Origin of the sequence: Mesorhizobium sp. WSM4935, assembly GCF_029625735.1 — a bacterium.
Lineage (GTDB): Bacteria > Pseudomonadota > Alphaproteobacteria > Rhizobiales > Rhizobiaceae > Mesorhizobium.
In genome coordinates, this window is record NZ_JARTVR010000004.1 from 66400 (window position 1) to 85673 (window position 19274).

Consider the following 19274-nt stretch of genomic DNA (forward strand, 5'->3'; position numbering starts at 1 on the left):
GCTTCAGTTGTTCTCGTCGATCAGTTGTACCGCAAGTGCGGCGAGCAGCTTCACTGCCTCGCCATAGGTCTTCGCCTTTTCCGGATTGGACGCATTGCCGTCCAGCGCGCGGCGGTAGACGCCCTGGCAGATCGCCGCCAGCCGGAAGAAGGCAAAGGCCAGGAAGAAGGTCCAGTTGTCGATCCCCTCGATCCCGCGCCTGCGGCAGTAAGCGGCGACATAGGCTTCCTCGGAAGGCAGGCCGGCAGCCACGCGATCGACGCCGCCAAGGCCGCGAAAACCCGAGGCATGCGGCAGACGCCACTGCATGCATTGATAGGCGAGATCGGCGAAGGGGTGGCCGAGCGTCGACAGTTCCCAGTCGAGCACCGCGATGACTTTCGGGGCGTCCGGCGCGAACATCATGTTGTCCAGCCGGTAATCGCCATGGACAAGCGAGACGCGGCCGTCATCGGCCGGCATATGCGTTTCGAGCCAAGCAATCAGCCTGTCGATATCGGTGATGGTTTCGGTTTCGGAGGCGCGGTACTGGCCGGTCCAGCGCGCGAGCTGGCGTTCGAAATAGCTGCCGGGCTTGCCGAAATCACCAAGGCCGACGGCGTCGATATCGACGTCGTGCATGGCGGCAAGCGTCGCGTTCATCGCGTCGTAGATCGCGGCGCGCTCTTCATTGCTGGAAACGTCCGGCAGCGGCGGATCCCAGAAGATGCGGCCGTCGATGTATTCCATGACATAAAACATGCGGCCGATCGGGGAGTCTTCGCCCGACAGATGCAGCATGCGCGGCACCGGCACCGCCGTGCCGGCGAGAGCCCGCATTACCCGGAATTCCCGATCGACCTGATGCGCGGATTTCAGCAATTGCCCCGGCGGTTTGGCGCGCAGCACATAGCGGCCGCTGGCGGCGGTCAAAAGGTAGGTTGGATTGGACTGGCCGGACTTGAATTTTTCGATCGCGGAAAGGCCGGCGAAGCCCGGAATATGCGCCTCGAGATAGGGCGCAAGCGCCGCCTGGTCTATGGCGCCGGCCTCGCCGCTCATGCGTTCTCGGGCTGGCGCTCGATCAGCGTCAAGGTCAGCCAGCGCGCCGTCAGCGCCGGCTTCTTCGAACCTTCGATCTCGATGGTCACGTCATGCGCCGTCTGCACCCAGCCGGAGGGCCGCACCTTGACGTCCGCCAGCACGAAGCGGGTGCGGATGCGCGAACCCGTCTTCACCGGCGCCAGGAAACGCAGTGTGTCGAAGCCGTGGTTGACGCCCATCTTGGTGTTTTCCAGCGGCGGCATGGTCTCGAAGGTCATTGCCGACAAAAGCGACAGCGACAGGAAGCCATGCGCGATGGTGCCGCCGAACGGCGTCTCGCGCTTGGCGCGCTCCGGATCGCAATGGATGAACTGGTGGTCGTCGGTCGCATCGGCGAACTGGTCGATCATGCGCTGCGTGACCGTTCGCCAGGGCGAGACGCCGACCTCCTTGCCGACGCTTGCCAGAAGCGTTTCGAGACTGATCGGTTCCACGCTGATGTCCTCCGCACCCCCGCCCGGATAACGATTCCACGAACCGGACGCCTTATTCCTTGAACCCCGCCCGATTCCCTGAATCGGGCGACTTACTCCTTGAACAATGTCATTCCATGCTGCACCGACTGGCCGCCGTCGATCGGCAGGATGGCGCCGGTGACATAGCTTCCGGCACGGCTGCACAAATAAAGCGTTGCGCCGGCAATGTCATCCGCCACGCCGATGCGGCCGAGCGGAACGTGGTTACCAACATGTTTCGCCTGCTCCTCGGTCGCGGTGGCAAAGGCCGTCATGCGGCTCTGGAAAGGACCGGGCGCAAAGGCGTTGACGGTGATGCGGCGGGCGGCGAATTCGATCGCCAGCGTGCGCGTCAAATGATGCACCGCCGCTTTCGAAGCCGCGTAGGAATAGGCGTCGTCGGCCAGCGGTTGGGTGCCCATCACCGAGCCGAGATTGATCACGCGGGCCGGGTCGTCGTCGCTCGCCGCGCCGTCGAGCAGCGGCAAAAGCTCCCGGGTTAGGTGGAAGACGGCGGTGACGTTGACGCCGAACACCTTGGCCCAGGCGTGATAGGGGAAATCTTGCAGCGGCGCGCCCCAGGAAATGCCGGCATTGTTGACCAGGATATGCAGGCGCTCCGTGCGCGCCCTGACCTCGGCGACGAGTGCGGCGATGCCCGCTTCGCTGGACACGTCGCCGGCAAAGCCCTCGGCATGGCCGGAGCCGTCAAGCGCGTTCAATTCGTTGGCGACTTTCGCGCAATCCTCGCCCTTGCGCGAGGCGATCATCACGTGAGCGCCGGCGCGCACCAGCCCGGTCGCCGCCATGCGGCCGATGCCGGTCGCCGCACCCGTCACCAGCGCGGTTTTGCCGGCGACCGAGAACAGCTTGTCCAGATAGCTCATCATGTTTCTCCGCATGCTGCCAGCCGGGGATTTGCCCAAGGACTCGCCCAAGGACTCGCGTTGACAAGGCTAGCCGAAGTACGGTCATCCTTGCCACGGGTAAAGATTTATCTTCGGAAAGGCGGAAGCGATGGCGGACATGAATCTCGGCATGACCGATCGGCTGAAGCCGATCCACCAGCGCGTGGCGGCGATGGTGCGTGACGAGATCGCGCCGCTCGGCGAAGAGTTCCTCGCCGAAGTCGGCAAGGAGGGCGACCGCTGGGCCTATACGGCCAGGCAGACGGAAATTCTGGAGGGCTTGAAGAAGACGGCGCGCGAGCGCGGCCTGTGGAACTTCTGGCTCACCGGTTCCGAGCGCGGCTACGGCCTTTCCACCGTCGAATACGCCTATCTGGCTGAGGAGATGGGCAAGGCGCATCTCGGCGCCGAAACCTTCAACTGCTCGGCGCCCGACACCGGCAACATGGAAGTGCTGGAGCGTTATGGATCGGAAGCGCACAAGCGCGACTGGCTGGAGCCGCTGCTCGAGGGGAAAATCCGTTCGGCCTATCTGATGACAGAGCCGGACGTGGCGTCCTCGGATGCCACCAACATTTCGATGCGCTGCGAGCGGCGGGGCGACGACTACATGCTGAACGGCGAGAAATGGTGGGCCTCCGGAGCGGGCGATCCACGCTGCGCCATTTATATCGTCATGGTCAGGACCGGATCGAACGAGGAGCCGCAGCATCGCCGGCATTCGATGATCCTGGTGCCCTCCGACAGCAAGGGCATCACCAAATTGCGGCCCATGCAGGTCTATGGCGACGACGACGCGCCGCACGGGCATATGCATCTGAGATTCGACAATGTCCGGGTGCCGGTGGCGAATTTGATCCTCGGCGAGGGCAGGGGATTCGAGATCGCGCAAGGGCGGCTCGGGCCTGGCCGCATTCATCACTGCATGCGCGCCATCGGCCAGGCCGAGATGGCGCTGGAGATGCTGTGCCAGCGCTCGGTGCGGCGCGAGGCCTTCGGCCAGTCGCTGGCAAAGCTCGGCGCCAATTTCGACATCATCGCCGAATGCCGCATGGAGATCGAGATGGCGCGGCTGCTCTGCCTCAAGGCTGCGTGGATGATCGATCAGGGAGACCCTCGCGCGGCCGCGCCCTGGATCAGCCAGATCAAAGTGGTGGCGCCCCGCGTCGCGCTCAAGGTCACCGACGAGGCGGTGCAGATGTTCGGCGCGCAAGGCATCAGCCAGGACACGCCGCTCGCCCGTTCCTGGACACACTTGAGGACATTGCGGCTGGCCGACGGGCCGGATGCCGTGCACCGGCGCCAGGTGGCGCGCATGGAACTGAAGAAGTACACGCAGGAAAAGGTCTGACGCATGACGCTTCCATCGCAAATGCGGGGCCTGCTGCTTGTCGGCGACGGTTACACCAGGGCGCCTTCGGCGGCCGCGCTCGAAGCGATGGAGCCTTACCTCCAGCCCGGCATCATAGCCGTGCCGGCGCCGGGGCCGACACAGGCGCTGATCAAGGTCAGCCTCGCCTCGATCAACCCGGCCGACATCGCCTTCATCAAGGGCCAGTACGGCCAGCCGCGGGTCAAGGGCCGGCCGGCCGGTTTCGAGGGCGTCGGCATCGTCGTGGCCACGGGCGACGACCCGTACGCAAAAAGCCTTGCGGGCAAGCGCGTCGCCTTCGCCACCGGCGTGTCGAACTGGGGCGCCTGGGCGGATTATGCCGTCGCCCAGGCAGCGTCCTGCATCCCGCTCATCGATACGGTGCGCGACGAGGACGGCGCGGCGATGATCGTCAATCCGCTGACGGCCCTGGCCATGTTCGACATCGTCAGGGAAGAGGGCGAAAAGGCCTTCATCCTGACGGCCGGCGCCAGCCAGCTCTGCAAGCTGATCATCGGGCTGGCGAAGGAGGAAGGTTTCCGGCCGATCGTCACGGTGCGCCGCGACGAGCAGATCACGCTTTTGAAGGAGCTCGGCGCCGCCCATGTGCTCAACGAGAAGGCGGCGGATTTCGAGGCGGCGTTGCGCGAGGCGATGAAAACCGAGCAGCCGCGCATCTTCCTCGATGCCGTCACCGGCCCGCTGGCTTCCGCCATCTTCAACGCTATGCCGAAACGCGCGCGCTGGATCGTCTACGGCCGGCTCGACGCCGATCCGACGGTGATCCGCGAGCCCGGCCAACTGATCTTCCAGCACAAGCGCGTCGAGGGCTTCTGGCTGGCCGAATGGATGCGGCAGTTCCGCGACAGGCTGGGCCCGGCGGTGCTGGAAGTGCAGAAGCGCTTTTCCGACGGACGCTGGTCGACCGACGTCACGGCGGTCGTGCCGATGGACGAGGCGATGGCGCGGCTGCCGGCCGAGCTCGCCAAGCCCAACGGAAAAGTGTTGATCAAACCGTAAGCGGCTGGGCGTCGATCGCAACGGGTCGGGCCCAATGCCTTCGAACACAAAGTCGTGATCCATGATAGGGCGGCGGAAAAATGTCGCGTTTCCAACGTCCTTTCCGTCGCGCCGGTAACAGTCACGCTCGGATGTTCTATTTCATTTCTTGTGATATCCCGCCGGCGCTGAAGGCCTCGCGGCGATGGGAATGCCGCCCCGGCCGGAACGCGGGGTGCGCTATGATGGTAACCAAGCCGGTTTTCGACCGTTTGGGGTTTTGGCTATGGGTCGGGTCGTTTCTGATCGTGCTTGGCCTGGCGCTGTGGTCACCCGATGCGCATTCGGTGGTCCACATCTACAGACATGGCAGTGAAGCGTTTCTGAGCGGCCAGCCGCTGTATCAGGTCGAAGTCGCCATGGGATATCTGTACGCTCCCGCCTTCGCCGTTCTCTACGTTCCGCTGTTGAAGCTCGGGCCGCATCTGGGGGATATCTTGTGGCACATGCTGGGCTTCGGCGTCCTGACCTTTGCCGCGATGCGCCAGGTGCGCAAGCTTGGCGGCGAGGAGCAGACATGGCCGCTGTCCTTCGGTCTCTTCCTCGCCTTGCCGGTGTCGCTGGCGGCGCTTCGCAACGGCCAGGCGACGATCCTGCTTACCGGAGCGTGCTGGTCTCTCACGCTGTCGACACTCGAGGGGCGCCGGGCCGAAAGCTTTTTCTGGGCCATGCTAGCGATCATCGCCAAGCCGACTGCGATCATCATGCTGCTGCTGGCGGGAGCGCTGCGTCCCAGGCTGATACCCGTGCTGGCGCTGGCGGTCCTTGTCGTGCTCGCCATTCCCTACGGCTTTGCGTCCACGAGCTATATCAACGCCCAGTACCACGATTTCTTCCGGCTGCTGACCTCGATGACGGTCGACCCAACCGGCCCCTTCGTCCCGGCCGACTTCACAGCGCCTTTCACGCGATTTGGCGTCCCGATTTCCGAGTTTGACGCGACGATCGTGCGCGTCGTCGCGGGTTTGCTTACACTTTGGCTGGTGCTCCAGTTCGATCGCAGGCTGGACGCCAACATTGGCGGACTCGCCATCTTCCTGGCCGCCGCATTCTACATGTGCGTCTTCAATCCACGGGTCGAGCAGAACACCTATGCCATGGTGGCGGTGCCTGCCGGTCTCTCCATCGCCCTGCTTTGGCGGGAGAAGGGAGCCGGGGCCGTGCTCTGGTCGCTGGCGGTGCTCCTCTTCGTTACCGGGCTGACCAGCATCGATGGCCGGCTGCACGATCTTTTCCACCCGTGGTTCCGGCCAATCAGCATCGGCATCATCGCCTGCGTGCTCATCGGCTGGCTCTGGACGCGGGGCAGGCAGAATATGCCGGCCGCCGGAGCCGTCGTGCATGGCTGAGACCCTCGACATCATCGCGCCGTTCTTCAACGAGGCCGAATCCGCCATTGCGTTTGTCGGGCTGCTCGACAGGCTGGAAGCGGCCGTGGCGGAGCGCTTCGGCATTACGGTACGCAAGATACTCGTCGACGACGGCAGTCGCGACGGCAGCGCCGAGACGTTCGCGGCCGCGCTCTCCGGCTCCTGGGAGATCGTGCGGCTGAGCCGCAATTTCGGCAAGGAAGCGGCTGTGCTCGCCGGCCTCGATCATTCCCGCGGCGACATGGTCCTGATCATGGATTCCGATCTCCAGCATTCCATGGACATCAGCCTGAAGATGATCGGCGAGCTGGTCGAGAATCCGCAGATCGACGTCGTCTACGCGCAGAACGACCGCCGCGAGGGGAGCTGGCGGCGCAGCCAGCTGGCGCGGCTGTTCTATAAGCTGATCAACAGCAGCCAGCGTTTCGATATTCCCGAGAATGCCGGAGACTTCCGCGTGATGCGCGGCGCCGTGGCGCGCGCCTTGACCAGCGTGCGCGACAAGCGGCGTTTCAACAAGGGCCTGTTCGCCTGGGCCGGGTTCAGCCAGAAGGCGGTGCTTTACTCGCCGGAAAACCGCGCCGGCGGCACGTCGAAATGGACCAGGTTCAACCTGATCGCGTTTTCGCTTGAAGCGTTCACCTCGTTTTCCGTGGTCCCGCTGCGCGTCATCAGCCTCATCGGATTGCTGGCGGCATTCGCCGGCCTCGCCTATGGCGTGAAGGTGCTGTTCGAGGTGCTGTTCTACGGCATCGCCGTGCCTGGCTACCCCAGCATCATGGTCGCCATCGTGCTTTTGGGCGGCCTCAACCTGGCGCTGCTCGGCCTGATCGGCGAGTATGTCTGGGTCACGCTCAGCGAAAGCAAGGACCGGCCCGTCTACATCGTGCGCGACGTCTTGCATGGCAGTGCCGCCGAGCAGGTCGCTGCCGACAGATGACCAAGTCGATCCGCCTGATCGCCGACGATTATGGGCTGGCGCCGGGGGTATCGAGCGCGATCCTCGACCTCATCGAGCACGGCCGCCTGACCGGCACCAGTTGCATGACCGGCTTTCCCGAATGGGAAGAAGCGGCGGCGCGCATCAGGCCGTTCCGTCGACGGGCGGCCGTTGGGCTACACCTGACCCTTACCGACCAGATCGCCGTGACCGGTTCGTCCAGCCTGGCGCCGGAAGGCAAGTTGCCCGGGCTCGCCTCCCTTGCGCTGCCGGTGCGGCGCGGGCGTATCGACGAGCGGGACATTCATGCCGAGCTCGACGCTCAGTACGACCGCTTCACCGAAGCGCTGGCCGGCCCGCCCGACCACATCGACGGGCACCAGCATGTGCACTTTCTTCCCGCGGTACGGAACTGGTTGCTCGCGCGGTTTGGGGCAAATGCGCAAAAGCCGACGCTGCGCGGCGCGCCTGGGCTTCCCGGCCTGGATGCGGCGGCGGCCAAGATCGCGGCGATCGCCGCTCTGGCCACCGGCTTCAACGGAGCGATGCAACGGGCTGGCTTCAGCGTCATGACGCCACTTTCCGGCATCTATGACTGGCGGCAGCCGGAGAAGTTCGTCTCGACGCTGGGCGCCGCGGTCGACACCTTGTCCGAACGAGGTTTGTTCATGTGTCATCCGGGCCGTGTCGATGACATTTTGCGGGCACGGGACCCGATGCAGGGCGCGCGTGAGGTCGAATTCACGGTTCTGAGTTCTGAGGATTTCGGCGCCAGCCTCGACAAGGCGGGAGTGCGCATCATGGACGGCAAAGCATGACAGCCGGCCAGCCGCAACGTTCAACCGGCAGCAAGATCGTCCGTTTCGCCCTGGTCGGGCTGGTCAACACCGGCATCGACCTCAGCGCATTCTTCCTGCTGCTCAAGCGCGCGGCGCCGGCTTTGGCCGCCAATGTCGGCGCCTGGTTCGTAGCCGTGCTCTTCTCCTTCTTGGCGAACCGCTTCTGGTCATTCGAGCGGGACCCCGACATCCTGGTGCACCATTCCTTCCTGCGCTTCGTCTCGCTGGGCGCGCTGATTTCGCTTGGCGTTTCGAGCCTCTCGATCGCGGCCCTGGCAGGGGCCGTCGGGGTCTGGCCGGCAAAGATCATCGGCGTTGTGGTGGCGGCCGTGCTGAACTTCCTGGCGGCGCGCTGGTCGATCGAGGGCCGGCTCGTGAAATAGCCTACTCGGCGGGCTCCAGGTCGACATAGGCCGCTTCCTCGAGCTCGCGTTTCAACCGGGCTTCCTCATGCGCCTTCGGCGTGACGAAGCGGCCAAGCAAGAGATAAGCGACCGGGGTCAGGAACAAGGTCGAGACCGTGGCCAATCCAAGGCCGCCGACGATGACCCAGCCCAGCGCCACGCGGGCTTCCGCGCCGGCGCCGGCGGCCAGCACCAGCGGCACGCCGCCGAGCACGGTACAGATCATGGTCATCATCACCGGGCGGAGCCGAATGGTGGCCGCCTCTTCGATCGCCTCCCGCACGCTTGCTCCACGGTCGCGCAACTGATTGGCGAACTCAACGATGAGGATGCCGTTCTTGGCCATGACGCCGACCAGCAGCACCAGGCCGATCTGGCTGTAGGCATTGAGGCTGGTGCCCGACAAGAGCAGCGCGAAGATGGCGCAGGCGAGCCCGAGCGGCACCGTCGCCATGATGATGACAGCGCTGACGAAGCTTTCGAACTGCGCCGCCAACACCAGCAGGATGATGACCAGCGCGAAGCTGAAGACGGCGACCATGGCGTTGTTGCTCGCGCCGAGTGTGGCGGCCTCGGCGAGCGGCAGGATGCGCGCGCCGGGCGGCAGCAGAGGGGTCGCGATTTCCTCGGCGCGGGTCAGCGCTTCGCCGAGCGCAAAGCCGCTGCCGAGATTGGCGGTGATCGCGACCGAGGGCTGCTGCTGTTCGCGCGTCAACGACGGCGGCACGGCGCGCTCGGTCAATGTGGCGATGGTCGACATCGGCACGAAGCGGCCATCGGAAGTCTTCAGGAAGATGTTTTCCAGATCGGTCGGATCGTTGATCGGATTGGTGGTCGAGACCAGCTTCACGCCATGGCTGCGGTCGGCGATGTAGACATCGACGACATCGTTGCCGTCGAGCATGGCCTGCAGCGTGTCGGCGAGCCCGGTGATGTCGATGCCGAGATCGGAGGCGCGTTCGCGGTCGATGGCCACGGCAAGCTGCGGCTGGGTGGGGTCGACGGAAAGCCGCGGCGTCTGGAAGCGCGGATCCTGGCGCATCTCGTCGACGATCTTCACCGCCGCTTCGCTCAACGCCTTGCGGTCGTTACCGACCAGCGCGAATTGCAGGCCGTTGCCGGCGCCGCGGATGCCAAGGCTGTTCGGCTGCACCGGGAAGACACGCACGCTCGGCACCTGCCTGGTCAGGCGGCTGATGTCGGCCATGATCTCCTGCTGGCTGCGGCTGCGCTCGTCCCAGGGCGCCAGCGTCATCACCATGAAGCCCGAATTGTAGGAACCGTTGTTGCCGGCGTTCTCGAAGGTCGAGCGGATCTCGCCGGAATCGCGCAGCGGCTGGATCAGCCGCTCGATCTTGCGCATCTGCTCGGTCGTGTAGTCGAGGCTGACGCCTTGCGGCGCGTTGATGCGCAACAGCACCACGGCGCGGTCCTCCGTCGGCGTCAGCTCCTGGCGGATGGTCCCGAACAGCGTGAAGGCGGTGCCGGCGAAGATCAGCGCTACCAGCACCACGATCCATGGCGCGTCGAGGCAAAGACGCAGACAACGCTTGTAGAGCCGGTGCAATGCACCGCCGATGCGAGCGCCGACGCCGCTGCCGCCTTCATGGTGAAGCGATGCGCTGGTCAGCATGCGCGAGGCGAGCATAGGGCAAAGCGTCAGCGCGACCACGCAGGAGAGCAGCACCGACATCGCCAGCACAAAACCGAATTCGCGGAACAGGCCGCCGGTCTGTCCGGGCAGGAAGGAGATCGGCACGAAGACGGCGACAAGCGTCAGCGTGGTGGCGACGACGGCGAAGAAAACTTCCTGGGTGCCCAGCACCGCGGCGGCGCGGGGGCCCATGCCTTCGTTGCGGCGACGCACGATGTTTTCCAGCACGACGATGGCGTCGTCGACGACGAGGCCGGTCGCGAGCACCAGCGCCAGGAGCGTCAGGATATTGACGGAAAAACCGGCGAGATAGATCGCCGCGATGGTGCCGATCATGGCGACGGGCATCGACAGGCCGGGGATCAGCGTCGCCCGCCAGTCGAGCAGGAAGGCATAGATGACGATCAGCACGATGGAGACCGACAGCGCCAGCGCGATCTCGACCTCGTGCACGGCGCCGTTGACGAAGACGGCGTCGTCGCTGGTGACCTTGATCGCCACGCCTTGCGGGAGGTTCTGCTGGAGCTTCTCGACCGCGGCCCTGACGCCGGTCGAGATATCGAGCGTGTTCGATTCCGCCTGGCGGATGATACCGAGGCCGATGCCGGTCTTGCCGTCGGAGCGCAGCGAGGTCTGGCCGATGTCGGGACCGAGCGTCACGGTGGCGACATCGCGGATGCGCGTCGCGCCGCCGATGACGATGTTCTCGAACTCCTCCGGCGTGGTCACGTCCGCGGTCGTGCGCACGATCAGGTCCTGGTTGGTCGTGGTGATCGAGCCGGCCGGCGAATCGAAGGCGACCGAGGCGAGCGCCTTGCGCAGATCCGCCACGGTGAAGCCGTGGCTCGCGAGCTTGTTCTGGTCGACGTCGATGCGGAATATCTTGTCGCGGTCGCCATAGACCTGGACGTCGGCGACGCCGGGCACGGCGGCGAGCTCGTCCTCGATGCGGTCCTGCACCAGCACCGTCATGTCCTGAACCGACATGGTGTCGGAGGTGACCGCCAACCGCATGACCGGGTCGGAATTGGCGTCGGCCTTGACGATGCGCGGCGCGTCGGCGGTGTCGGGCAACTGGTTGGTGATCCGGCTGACGGCGTCGCGCACGTCGGAGGCCGCGACATTGAGGTCGACGCCGTCGTTGAACTCGATGGTGACTCGGCTCTGCCCGAAGGACGAGGTCGACGACATCGACTTGACGCCCGAGACGCGCGCGACCGCGCCCTCGATCGTGTCGGTCAGCTCGCGGTCGACGGTTTCGGCGGCCGCGCCCTCGAAGGTGGTGTTGACGGTGATGACGGGACGGTCGACATCCGGCAACTCGCGGACCTCGACGCCCCAGAAGGCGGCAAGGCCCGCAACCGCGATCAGCGTGTTCAGCACGAAGGCCATGACCGGCCGGCGGATGAAGAGCGCGGTCAGGCCCGATCCCGCGGCCGGGTCACCGGCGGCGCTCATGAGCCTTCGGCCTCGGTGGCGAGATCCTCGCCGGCGATGCGGACGTCGCCGCCCTCGCTGACGCTCTGCGTGCCTTCGGTCACCACCATGTCGCCGCTCAACACGGGAGCATCGATCAGCACCGTCTCGGTGTTGCGCTGGATGATGCGCACCGGAACGCGCTTGGCCTTGCCGTGTTCGACGGCCCAGATATAGGCGCCGTCAGTGCCCCACTGGATGGCCAACGGGCTGACCGCAGGATAGGTGTCGCCGGGGAAGCGCATGGCGATCTGGAAGGACATGCCGGCGCGCAGCGAATCGGCGGGGTTGGCGATCGTTGCCTTGACCAGCAGCGTGCGGCTGTTCTCGTCGATGTGGTTGTCGATGGCCGAGACAGTGCCGGTATAGACCTGGTTGGGGTTGGCCAAAGGCGTGGCCGACAGTTGGGCGCCGACCTTGACGGCGGCGGCGAAACGTTCCGGCACCCAGAAATCGACCAGGATGCTGGAGCGATCATCGAGCGTGGCGATCGCCGACTGGTTGGTGACGTAATTGCCGGCGGCGATCGGCAGGATGCCGACCGTGCCTCCGATCGGCGCCACGATCGAGCGGCGCTCGAGCGCGAGCTCGGCGTCGCGCAGCGCCAGCCTGGCATTGGCGAGCGTCACCTGGGCATCGGCGACGGCCACGGGCGTGGCCGCATTGGAAGCCCGGAGCGACTTCACCCGGTCGAGCTTGGACTGCGCATCCTCGACCGCCACCTGCGCGCGGTCGCGCGCGATCGCTTCCACGTCGGAATCGAGCTTGGCGATCACGTCGCCCTTTTCGACATGCGTGCCCGACTGGACCAGCAGCTCGGTAAGGCGGCCGGATGAATATGGAGTGACGGTGACGGTTGCGTTGGCGCGGCCGGTGCCGATCGCCTGCAGCCTGTCATTGATGGTGGCGGTGCCGGCCGGCGAAGCGACGATGGTGACGATTTGGCCGGCGCGGCCGCGTCCGGGCTGGCCGGCGGCGGCGCTCTCCGTAGCGGGAGGCGTCGCGGCGATGGCCCAGTCCAGTCCCCAACGCGCCAGTATCTGTGGCGCGCCGGGATAAAAGCGTGCCCAGGCGGCCACGGCGGCAACCAGAATCACGAGCGCTGCAACAATCTGTTTCCAGCTCGACATCGGCACTCCAGCGGCAGGACTCGTCTGCCGGATTCCAACGGAAGCAGGCACATCAACGACACGGGCTGGGGGCGAAAACCGGCCACGCCACACCCCGATATCAGCGGTTTATGGCAATTATCACGCAAACGTGCACATTAAATCTCGGTAACGTGAAGTCCGGACGCGGTTCGGACCCTTGCGTTTTTTGCCGACGACAACCGCTCCGCCTGGCTAGCGCAAGCTCTCCAGGTCGCGCATGCGCTTGGCGCCGGCTGCTTCCAGCTGCCTGGTCACGGCGCCAATTAGCGTTTCGGCGACCACGAACAGAGCAGCCGACGAATCCCAGGCCGAAGGCACGGCGGTGCGCCCGGCGATCACATGACGGGCGAAACGGGCGATCGGCGACAGCCACTGGTCGGTGAAGAGAATGATCTGCACGCCGCGCTGGTGTGCCTTCTCGGCAAAGCGCACCAGGCTCTCCTGGTAGCGGCGGATATCGAAGATCACCAGGACGTCGCGCTTGCCCATGTCGATCAGGCGGTCGCGCCAGATGCTCTCCTGGCCAGCGAGATGATAGACATCCGGCTGGATGATGGCGAGATGGGCGGCCATGTAGCGCGCCAGCGGATCGGTGAAACGGCCGCCAATGAGGAAGGTCTTGCCGCGCCTTTCCGCAAGCCGCGTGGCGATGTCCGCGAGCTGTTTGTCGGTAAGGTGGCGGAATGTCTCGCGCATATTGTCGAGCGTCGCCTCGAGCATCGGCGAGACGGCGCCGCCGGCCGAGCCTGGATCGAGCGTGCGCGAAGCCGGCGACTGCAGCTGCGCCGCCAACTCATCCTGTAGCGCCGACTGGAATTCGGGGTAGTTCTGGAAGCCGAGCCTGGCGACGAAGCGCAGGATCGTCGGCGAGGACACGCCAGCCGCGGCCGAGAATTCAGCGACCGTCTTCAGCCCGGTCAAGGGATAGTTGGCAATCAGCGTCTGGGCGGCGCGGCGCTCGCCGGCCGGCATTGCGCCGATGCGGTCCGAGATCAGTTCGGCAATGCTGGAAATCATGTTTTCCCCCGCCCAATGACCCGCCGCCGCCGTTTTCCCGAATTCGCGTTTGACAAAGCCTGCCAAACTGTATGAAATCATTCACAGGGACGCAATGAGACAAAATACGTAACATAAGATACAGCGTTCCGCAGGGGACGATATGGAGAAAGCTCGGCCTGCTAGCCTTGCACCGTCTGAGACCGTAAGGGTGACCAATCCCGACGGATCCAGCCCCTTCGTCTTCACCTGCGATCACGCTTCCAATTTCCTCCCCACCGAATTCGGAACGCTTGGCCTGCCGGCCGACGCGCTTTCGCGCCATATCGCCTGGGACCCGGGTGCGCTCCCCGTCGCCGGCCGCATGGCCGAGGCGCTCGACGCGACCTTGATCGAGACCCGCGTGTCGCGGCTCGTCATCGATTGCAACCGGCCGCTCGACGCCCCCGACCTCGTTCCGCCGGTCAGCGAGACGACGGCCATTCCGGGAAATTCGGGCCTGTCCGACAAGCAGCGCGCCGCCCGCATCGACCTTGCCTGGCGCCCCTTTCACGACACGATCGCTCAGATCGTCGAGCGGCGGCTGGCGCGTGGCCAGGAGACGCGTCTGGTGTCGGTGCATTCCTTCACGCCCGTCTTTAAGGGCAAGAGCCGGCCATGGCACATTGGCATCATCCATGATGACGACCGCCGCCTGGCGGCGCCGCTGATATCGGCGCTGCAGCGGCTTGCCGGCGTCACCGTCGGCGTCAACGAACCTTATTCGCCGGCCGACCGCGTCTATTTCACGCTGGAACGGCACGCGCGCTCGCGCGGCCTTGCCTGCGCGATGATCGAAATCCGCAACGACGAAATCGCCGGCGAGGCCGGGCAGCGGAAATGGGCGGATCTGCTCACAGGCATATTTTCGAATCTGGAGCCCGAGGAGGCCAGGGGCTCCCGACAAAGCGCAATGGGAAAGTCAGTACAATCGGCCAGCTAAGAAATTAAGGGGACTTCACATGGCAGCACCGGGTTATACAGACGCCGACAAGGCGGAGGACGTAAAACACCTCCACAGCATGGGCTATGCCCAAGAACTGGAGCGGCGCCTCAGCCGCTTTTCGAATTTCGCGGTTTCGTTCTCCATCATCTGCATCTTGTCCGGCGGCATCAATTCGCTGGCGCAGGCGACGTCGGGCGCCGGCGGTATCGGCATCGGCATCGGCTGGCTCATCGGCTGCTTCGTGTCGCTGACCTTCGCGGTCGCCATGTCGCAGATCAGCTCGGCCTATCCGACAGCCGGCGGCCTCTACCACTGGGGCTCGATCCTCGGCAACCGCGGCACCGGCTGGGTGACGGCCTGGCTCAACCTGCTCGGCCTGATCACCGTGCTCGGCGCCATCAATGTCGGCACCTGGACCTTCTTCATCGGTGCCTTCGGTCCGGCGCTCGGCATCGAGGGCACGCTGACCAACCAGATGATCTTCCTGGTCATCATCACCGGCGCCCAGGCACTGATCAACCATCTCGGCATCAAGCTGACGGCGAAACTCACCGACTTTTCGGGCTATCTCATCTTCTTCGGCTCGATCCTGATCGCGGTGGTTTGCCTGCTGTTTGCTCAAACCTGGGATTTCAGCCGCCTCTTCACCTTCCACAACTACTCCGGCGACGCCGGCGGCGGCGTGTGGCCGCAAGTGTCGAATGCGTGGGTCTTCGCGCTCGGCCTGCTGCTGCCGATCTACACGATCACCGGCTATGATGCCTCGGCGCACACCTCCGAGGAGACCATCAAGGCGGCGTCTTCCGTGCCGCGCGCGATGGTGATGTCGGTCATCTGGTCGGCGCTGTTCGGCTACCTGTTCCTGGCCGCCTTCGTGCTGATGATCCCGAACATGGACGATGCGGCCAAGCAGGGCTGGAACGTGTTCTTCTGGGCCTTCGACCAGCGTGTTCCGTCGGGTCTCAAGGAGTTCGTCTATCTCGTCGTCTTCGTCGCGCAGCTGTTGTGCGGTCTTGCCACCGTCACCTCGGCCTCGCGCATGATCTTCGCCTTCTCGCGCGATGGCGGCCTGCCGGGCTCGGCGGCGCTCGCCAAGGTGAGCCCGACCTATCGCACGCCGGTGGCGGCGATCTGGACGGCCTCGATCCTGTCGGTGCTGTTCGTGTGGGGTTCGTCGGTGGTCTCGGTCGCCGGCACATCGGCCTATACGATCGTGGTGTCCTGCACGGTCATCTTCCTGTTCCTCTCCTTCACCGTGCCGATAGTGCTCGGCATGGTGGCCTGGGGAACGCCGAAGTGGGACAAGATGGGTCCGTGGAACATGGGACGTGCTGTCTTCATGCTGTTCGCCTTCCTGTCGATCGTGTCGATGATCCTGATCTTCGTCATCGGCATCCAGCCGCCGAACGACTGGGCGCTCTACATCACCGTCGGCTTCTTCATCCTGACGGCGATCGTCTGGTTCGCCTTCGAGCGCAACCGCTTCCAGGGGCCGCCGCTCGGCGACATCATCGCGGCGCGCCAGGCGGCGATCAAGGCGGCCGAACAGGCGGTGGGCGAAACCGGCCACTGACATCGATTATCATGGCCATGGCCGGCGTCGTGCCGGCCATGGTTTCGTTTCCTTTCAATCGACAAGCTGGAGCGCCAAAGGAATGGCCGGGAATTTCTCCTTCGATCAGTTGAAGCAAGCCGTCTCGAACGGCGAGATCGACACGGTGCTGGCCTGCATCGTCGACATGCAGGGCCGGCTCGCGGGAAAGCGCTTCCTAGCCCAGTATTTCGTCGATTCCGCGCATGGCGAGACGCATGGATGCAACTATCTCCTGGCCTGCGACATCGATATGGAGCCGGTGCCGGGCTACAAGGCGGCAAGCTGGTCGAAGGGCTATGGCGATTTCGTCATGAAGCCGGACCTGTCGACGCTGCGGCGCATTCCGTGGCTGGAGAAGACGGCGCTGGTCATCTGCGACGTGCTCGACCATCACACGCATGAGGATCTCGGTCACTCACCGCGCGCGATCCTGAAGAAGCAGGTCAAGCGTCTGCAGGAGCGCGGCTATATCGGCTATTTCGCTTCCGAGCTCGAATTCTATCTGTTCAGCGAAACCTACGAGTCCGCCCGCAAGAAGCACTGGCAGGGGCTCGACAGCGCATCGCCCTATATCGGCGACTATCAGATCGGCATCACCAGCAAGGAAGAAGGCGTCATGCGCCGGCTTCGCAACGAGATGGAGGCTGCCGGCATCCCGATCGAGAACTCCAAGGGTGAGTGGGGCCCCGGCCAGGAAGAGATCAATGTGCGCTATGCCGAGGCGCTCGACATGGCCGACCGCCACGTCATCCTGAAGAACGGCGCCAAGGAGATCGCAGATTCCGAAGGCAAGGCCATCTCCTTCATGGCCAAATACAATTATGGGCTCGCGGGTAATTCCAGCCATATCCACAATTCGCTGTGGAGCGCCGACGGCGGAACGCCGCTGTTCTTCGACAAAAACGCCGAATGGACGCTGTCGAGCCTCGGCCAGCAATGGGCAGCCGGCCAGCTCAAATACGCCAAGGAATTCACCTGGTTCCTGGCGCCCTATATCAATTCCTACAAGCGCTTCCAGGCCGGCACCTTCGCGCCGACCAAGATCATGTGGAGCGAGGACAACCGCACGGCGGGATTCCGGCTGTGCGGCGAGGGCACCAAGGGCATCCGCATGGAATGCCGCATCGGCGGCGCCGATCTCAACCCCTATCTCGCCTTCGCCGCGCTGATCGCGGCCGGTCTCGCCGGCATCGACGAGAAGCTGGAGCTGGAGAAGCCGTTTGTCGGCGACGCCTATCAGGCGTCGCAGCTGCCGGAAATCCCGAAGACGCTGCGCGATGCCACCGAGACGCTCGAAGGCTCCACGATGCTAAGGCAGGCCTTTGGCGAGGAGGTGATCGAGCACTACGTCCACACCGCCCGCTGGGAGCAGTTCGAATACGACCGCCGCATCACGGATTGGGAACTGCACCGGGGGTTTGAACGGTACTAGCTCGCCAGCCAAGGGTGTCCGCGCTTGCCTTTTTCTCTTCTGGAAGGGGGCCGGGGCCGCACTTTGTTGCTTCTCCTGCCATCAGTCGGGAGAAGGTGCAGCCGGACGAGGATGAAGCTCCAGATGATTTTCGATTGTTGTAGAACTGCGAGGAAGAAATGACCGAGACGGTCAAACTAAAATCCCCCATCGACGGCTCGATCTATGCCGAGCGGCCGGTCGCGAGCGACCAGGCGATCAATGCGGCGGTCGAGCGCGCCAGGGCGGCGCAGGAGAAATGGGCCGAGACGCCGGTCGTCGAGCGCGGCAAATACATGCTGGCGATGCTCGAGGCGCTGGTCGCCATGAGCGACGAGATCGTGCCCGAGATCGCCTGGCAAATGGGGCGGCCGGTGCGCTATGGCGGCGAGTTCGGCGGCGTCAAGGAACGCACCAACTACATGGTGGAGATCGCCGAAGCCGCGCTGAAGCCGGTGCTTGCTTCCAACCCGAAGGACGGTTTCCGCCGCTATGTGAAGAAGGTGCCGCTCGGCGTCGTGCTTGTGATCGCGCCGTGGAATTATCCCTATCTCACGGCGGTCAACACCATCGTGCCGGCGTTGATGGCGGGCAGCGCCGTCATCCTCAAGCATGCCGCGCAGACGCTGCTGGTCGGCGAACGCTTCCAGCAAGCCTTCGACAAGGCCGGCCTGCCCAAGGGCCTGTTCCAGAACCTGGTCATGAACCACGCCCAGACGGAGAAGCTGCTCGGCTCGGGCAAGATCGACCATGTCAATTTCACCGGCTCGGTCGGCGGCGGCCGCGCCATCGAGAAGGCCGCGGCCGGCACCTTCATGACGCTCGGCCTCGAGCTCGGCGGCAAAGATCCTGCCTATGTGCTTCCCGACGCCAAGCTTGACCATGCCGTCGCCAACCTCGTCGACGGCGCATTCTACAATTCGGGCCAGTGCTGCTGCGGCATCGAGCGCGTCTATGTGCATGAGAAGGTCTATGACGAATTCGTCGAGGGCTTCATCGCGGAGACGAAGAACTATGTCGTCGGCAATCCGCTGGAGCAGGCGACGACCTTGGGACCGATGGCGCAAGCGCGCTTCGCCGACCTGATCCGCGAGCAGAGGGCCGAGGCGCTGCGCAAGGGCGCCAAGGCGCATATCAACATGAAGGTCGAGAACGACAAGCCGGGCTCTCCCTATCTGGCGCCGGAGGTGCTGACCGAGGTCGACCACCAGATGAGCGTCATGCGCGAGGAAAGCTTCGGGCCGATCGTCGGCATCATGAAGGTGCGCAACGACGAGGAGGCGATCGCGCTGATGAACGACAGCCCCTATGGGCTGACAGCCTCGATCTGGACGCGCGACACCGAGCGCGCGGTGGCCATCGGCGATCGCGTCGAAACCGGCACCGTGTTCATGAACCGTTGCGACTATCTCGATCCGGCGCTGGTCTGGACCGGCGTCAAGGACACCGGCAAGGGCGCCGCCCTGTCCGCCATCGGCTACGACAATCTGACCCGACCGAAATCTTATCACCTGCGTGAAGCGATCTGACCTTCGAAA

At 64.6% G+C, this 19274-nt stretch carries 16 protein-coding genes; 10 read left to right on the forward strand and 6 right to left on the reverse strand.

Translation table 11 applies throughout. From position 1 onward, the window contains the following. Positions 1–3: 3 nt before the first annotated feature. The 3 genes from P9273_RS11980 to P9273_RS11990 form a co-directional block, all read right to left on the reverse strand. Entirely contained in the window at positions 4–1041 is a 1038-nt protein-coding gene (locus tag P9273_RS11980; protein ID WP_278049101.1) for a phosphotransferase family protein, read from the reverse strand. After that, a complete protein-coding gene (locus tag P9273_RS11985; RefSeq protein WP_278049510.1) occupies positions 1038–1523 on the reverse strand; it encodes a MaoC family dehydratase in 486 nt (161 codons plus the stop codon). The genes P9273_RS11980 and P9273_RS11985 overlap by 4 nt, the downstream gene beginning before the upstream one ends. 86 nt (positions 1524–1609) lie before the next feature. Continuing rightward, positions 1610–2425 (reverse strand): SDR family oxidoreductase, encoded by an 816-nt coding sequence (locus P9273_RS11990; protein ID WP_278049102.1) that lies wholly within the window; start codon positions 2423–2425, stop codon positions 1610–1612. A gap of 130 nt (positions 2426–2555) precedes the next feature. On the opposite strand from P9273_RS11990, the gene P9273_RS11995 reads away from it, so the two are divergent. The 6 genes from P9273_RS11995 (at position 2556) to P9273_RS12020 (ending at position 8409) form a co-directional block, all read left to right on the forward strand. Next, positions 2556–3797 carry an acyl-CoA dehydrogenase family protein gene (locus P9273_RS11995; protein WP_278049103.1) on the forward strand — a complete coding sequence of 414 codons (1242 nt, stop codon included), beginning with the start codon at positions 2556–2558 and terminating at the stop codon, positions 3795–3797. A 3-nt stretch (positions 3798–3800) separates the two neighbouring features. Beyond that, a complete protein-coding gene (locus P9273_RS12000) occupies positions 3801–4838 on the forward strand; it encodes a zinc-binding dehydrogenase (protein WP_278049104.1) in 1038 nt (345 codons plus the stop codon). A gap of 221 nt (positions 4839–5059) precedes the next feature. Beyond that, complete coding sequence (locus tag P9273_RS12005) at positions 5060–6226, forward strand: glycosyltransferase 87 family protein (RefSeq protein WP_278049105.1); 1167 nt, start codon at positions 5060–5062, stop codon at positions 6224–6226. Beyond that, positions 6219–7187 carry a glycosyltransferase family 2 protein gene (locus tag P9273_RS12010; protein ID WP_278049106.1) on the forward strand — a complete coding sequence of 323 codons (969 nt, stop codon included), beginning with the start codon at positions 6219–6221 and terminating at the stop codon, positions 7185–7187. The genes P9273_RS12005 and P9273_RS12010 overlap by 8 nt, the downstream gene beginning before the upstream one ends. Beyond that, positions 7184–8005, forward strand: a complete 822-nt coding sequence (locus tag P9273_RS12015; protein WP_278049107.1) for a ChbG/HpnK family deacetylase — start codon at positions 7184–7186, stop codon at positions 8003–8005. Before P9273_RS12010 ends, P9273_RS12015 begins: the two co-directional genes overlap by 4 nt. After that, complete coding sequence (locus P9273_RS12020) at positions 8002–8409, forward strand: GtrA family protein (RefSeq protein ID WP_278049108.1); 408 nt, start codon at positions 8002–8004, stop codon at positions 8407–8409. Before P9273_RS12015 ends, P9273_RS12020 begins: the two co-directional genes overlap by 4 nt. A 1-nt stretch (position 8410) precedes the next feature. On the opposite strand, the gene P9273_RS12025 is transcribed toward P9273_RS12020, so the two are convergent. The 3 genes from P9273_RS12025 to P9273_RS12035 form a co-directional block, all read right to left on the reverse strand. Then, positions 8411–11542 (reverse strand): efflux RND transporter permease subunit, encoded by a 3132-nt coding sequence (locus P9273_RS12025; protein ID WP_278049109.1) that lies wholly within the window; start codon positions 11540–11542, stop codon positions 8411–8413. After that, positions 11539–12690 (reverse strand): efflux RND transporter periplasmic adaptor subunit, encoded by a 1152-nt coding sequence (locus tag P9273_RS12030; RefSeq protein WP_278049110.1) that lies wholly within the window; start codon positions 12688–12690, stop codon positions 11539–11541. Before P9273_RS12030 ends, P9273_RS12025 begins: the two co-directional genes overlap by 4 nt. 213 nt (positions 12691–12903) lie before the next feature. Continuing rightward, positions 12904–13728, reverse strand: coding sequence for a MurR/RpiR family transcriptional regulator (locus P9273_RS12035; RefSeq protein WP_278049111.1), 825 nt, complete (start codon positions 13726–13728; stop codon positions 12904–12906). 142 nt (positions 13729–13870) lie between these two features. Between P9273_RS12035 and P9273_RS12040 the strand changes: the two genes are divergently transcribed. The 4 genes from P9273_RS12040 (at position 13871) to P9273_RS12055 (ending at position 19265) form a co-directional block, all read left to right on the forward strand. Then, positions 13871–14689 carry an N-formylglutamate amidohydrolase gene (locus P9273_RS12040; protein WP_278049112.1) on the forward strand — a complete coding sequence of 273 codons (819 nt, stop codon included), beginning with the start codon at positions 13871–13873 and terminating at the stop codon, positions 14687–14689. A 19-nt stretch (positions 14690–14708) separates the two neighbouring features. After that, the gene (locus tag P9273_RS12045; protein WP_040997271.1) at positions 14709–16265 is read left to right on the forward strand and encodes an amino acid permease; all 1557 of its coding nucleotides are present in this window, start codon (positions 14709–14711) and stop codon (positions 16263–16265) included. 82 nt (positions 16266–16347) lie between these two features. Next, positions 16348–17718, forward strand: coding sequence for a glutamine synthetase family protein (locus tag P9273_RS12050; protein WP_278049113.1), 1371 nt, complete (start codon positions 16348–16350; stop codon positions 17716–17718). Between the two features lie 158 nt (positions 17719–17876). Continuing rightward, complete coding sequence (locus P9273_RS12055) at positions 17877–19265, forward strand: aldehyde dehydrogenase family protein (protein WP_278049114.1); 1389 nt, start codon at positions 17877–17879, stop codon at positions 19263–19265. The last annotated feature ends 9 nt before the right edge of the window (positions 19266–19274 follow it).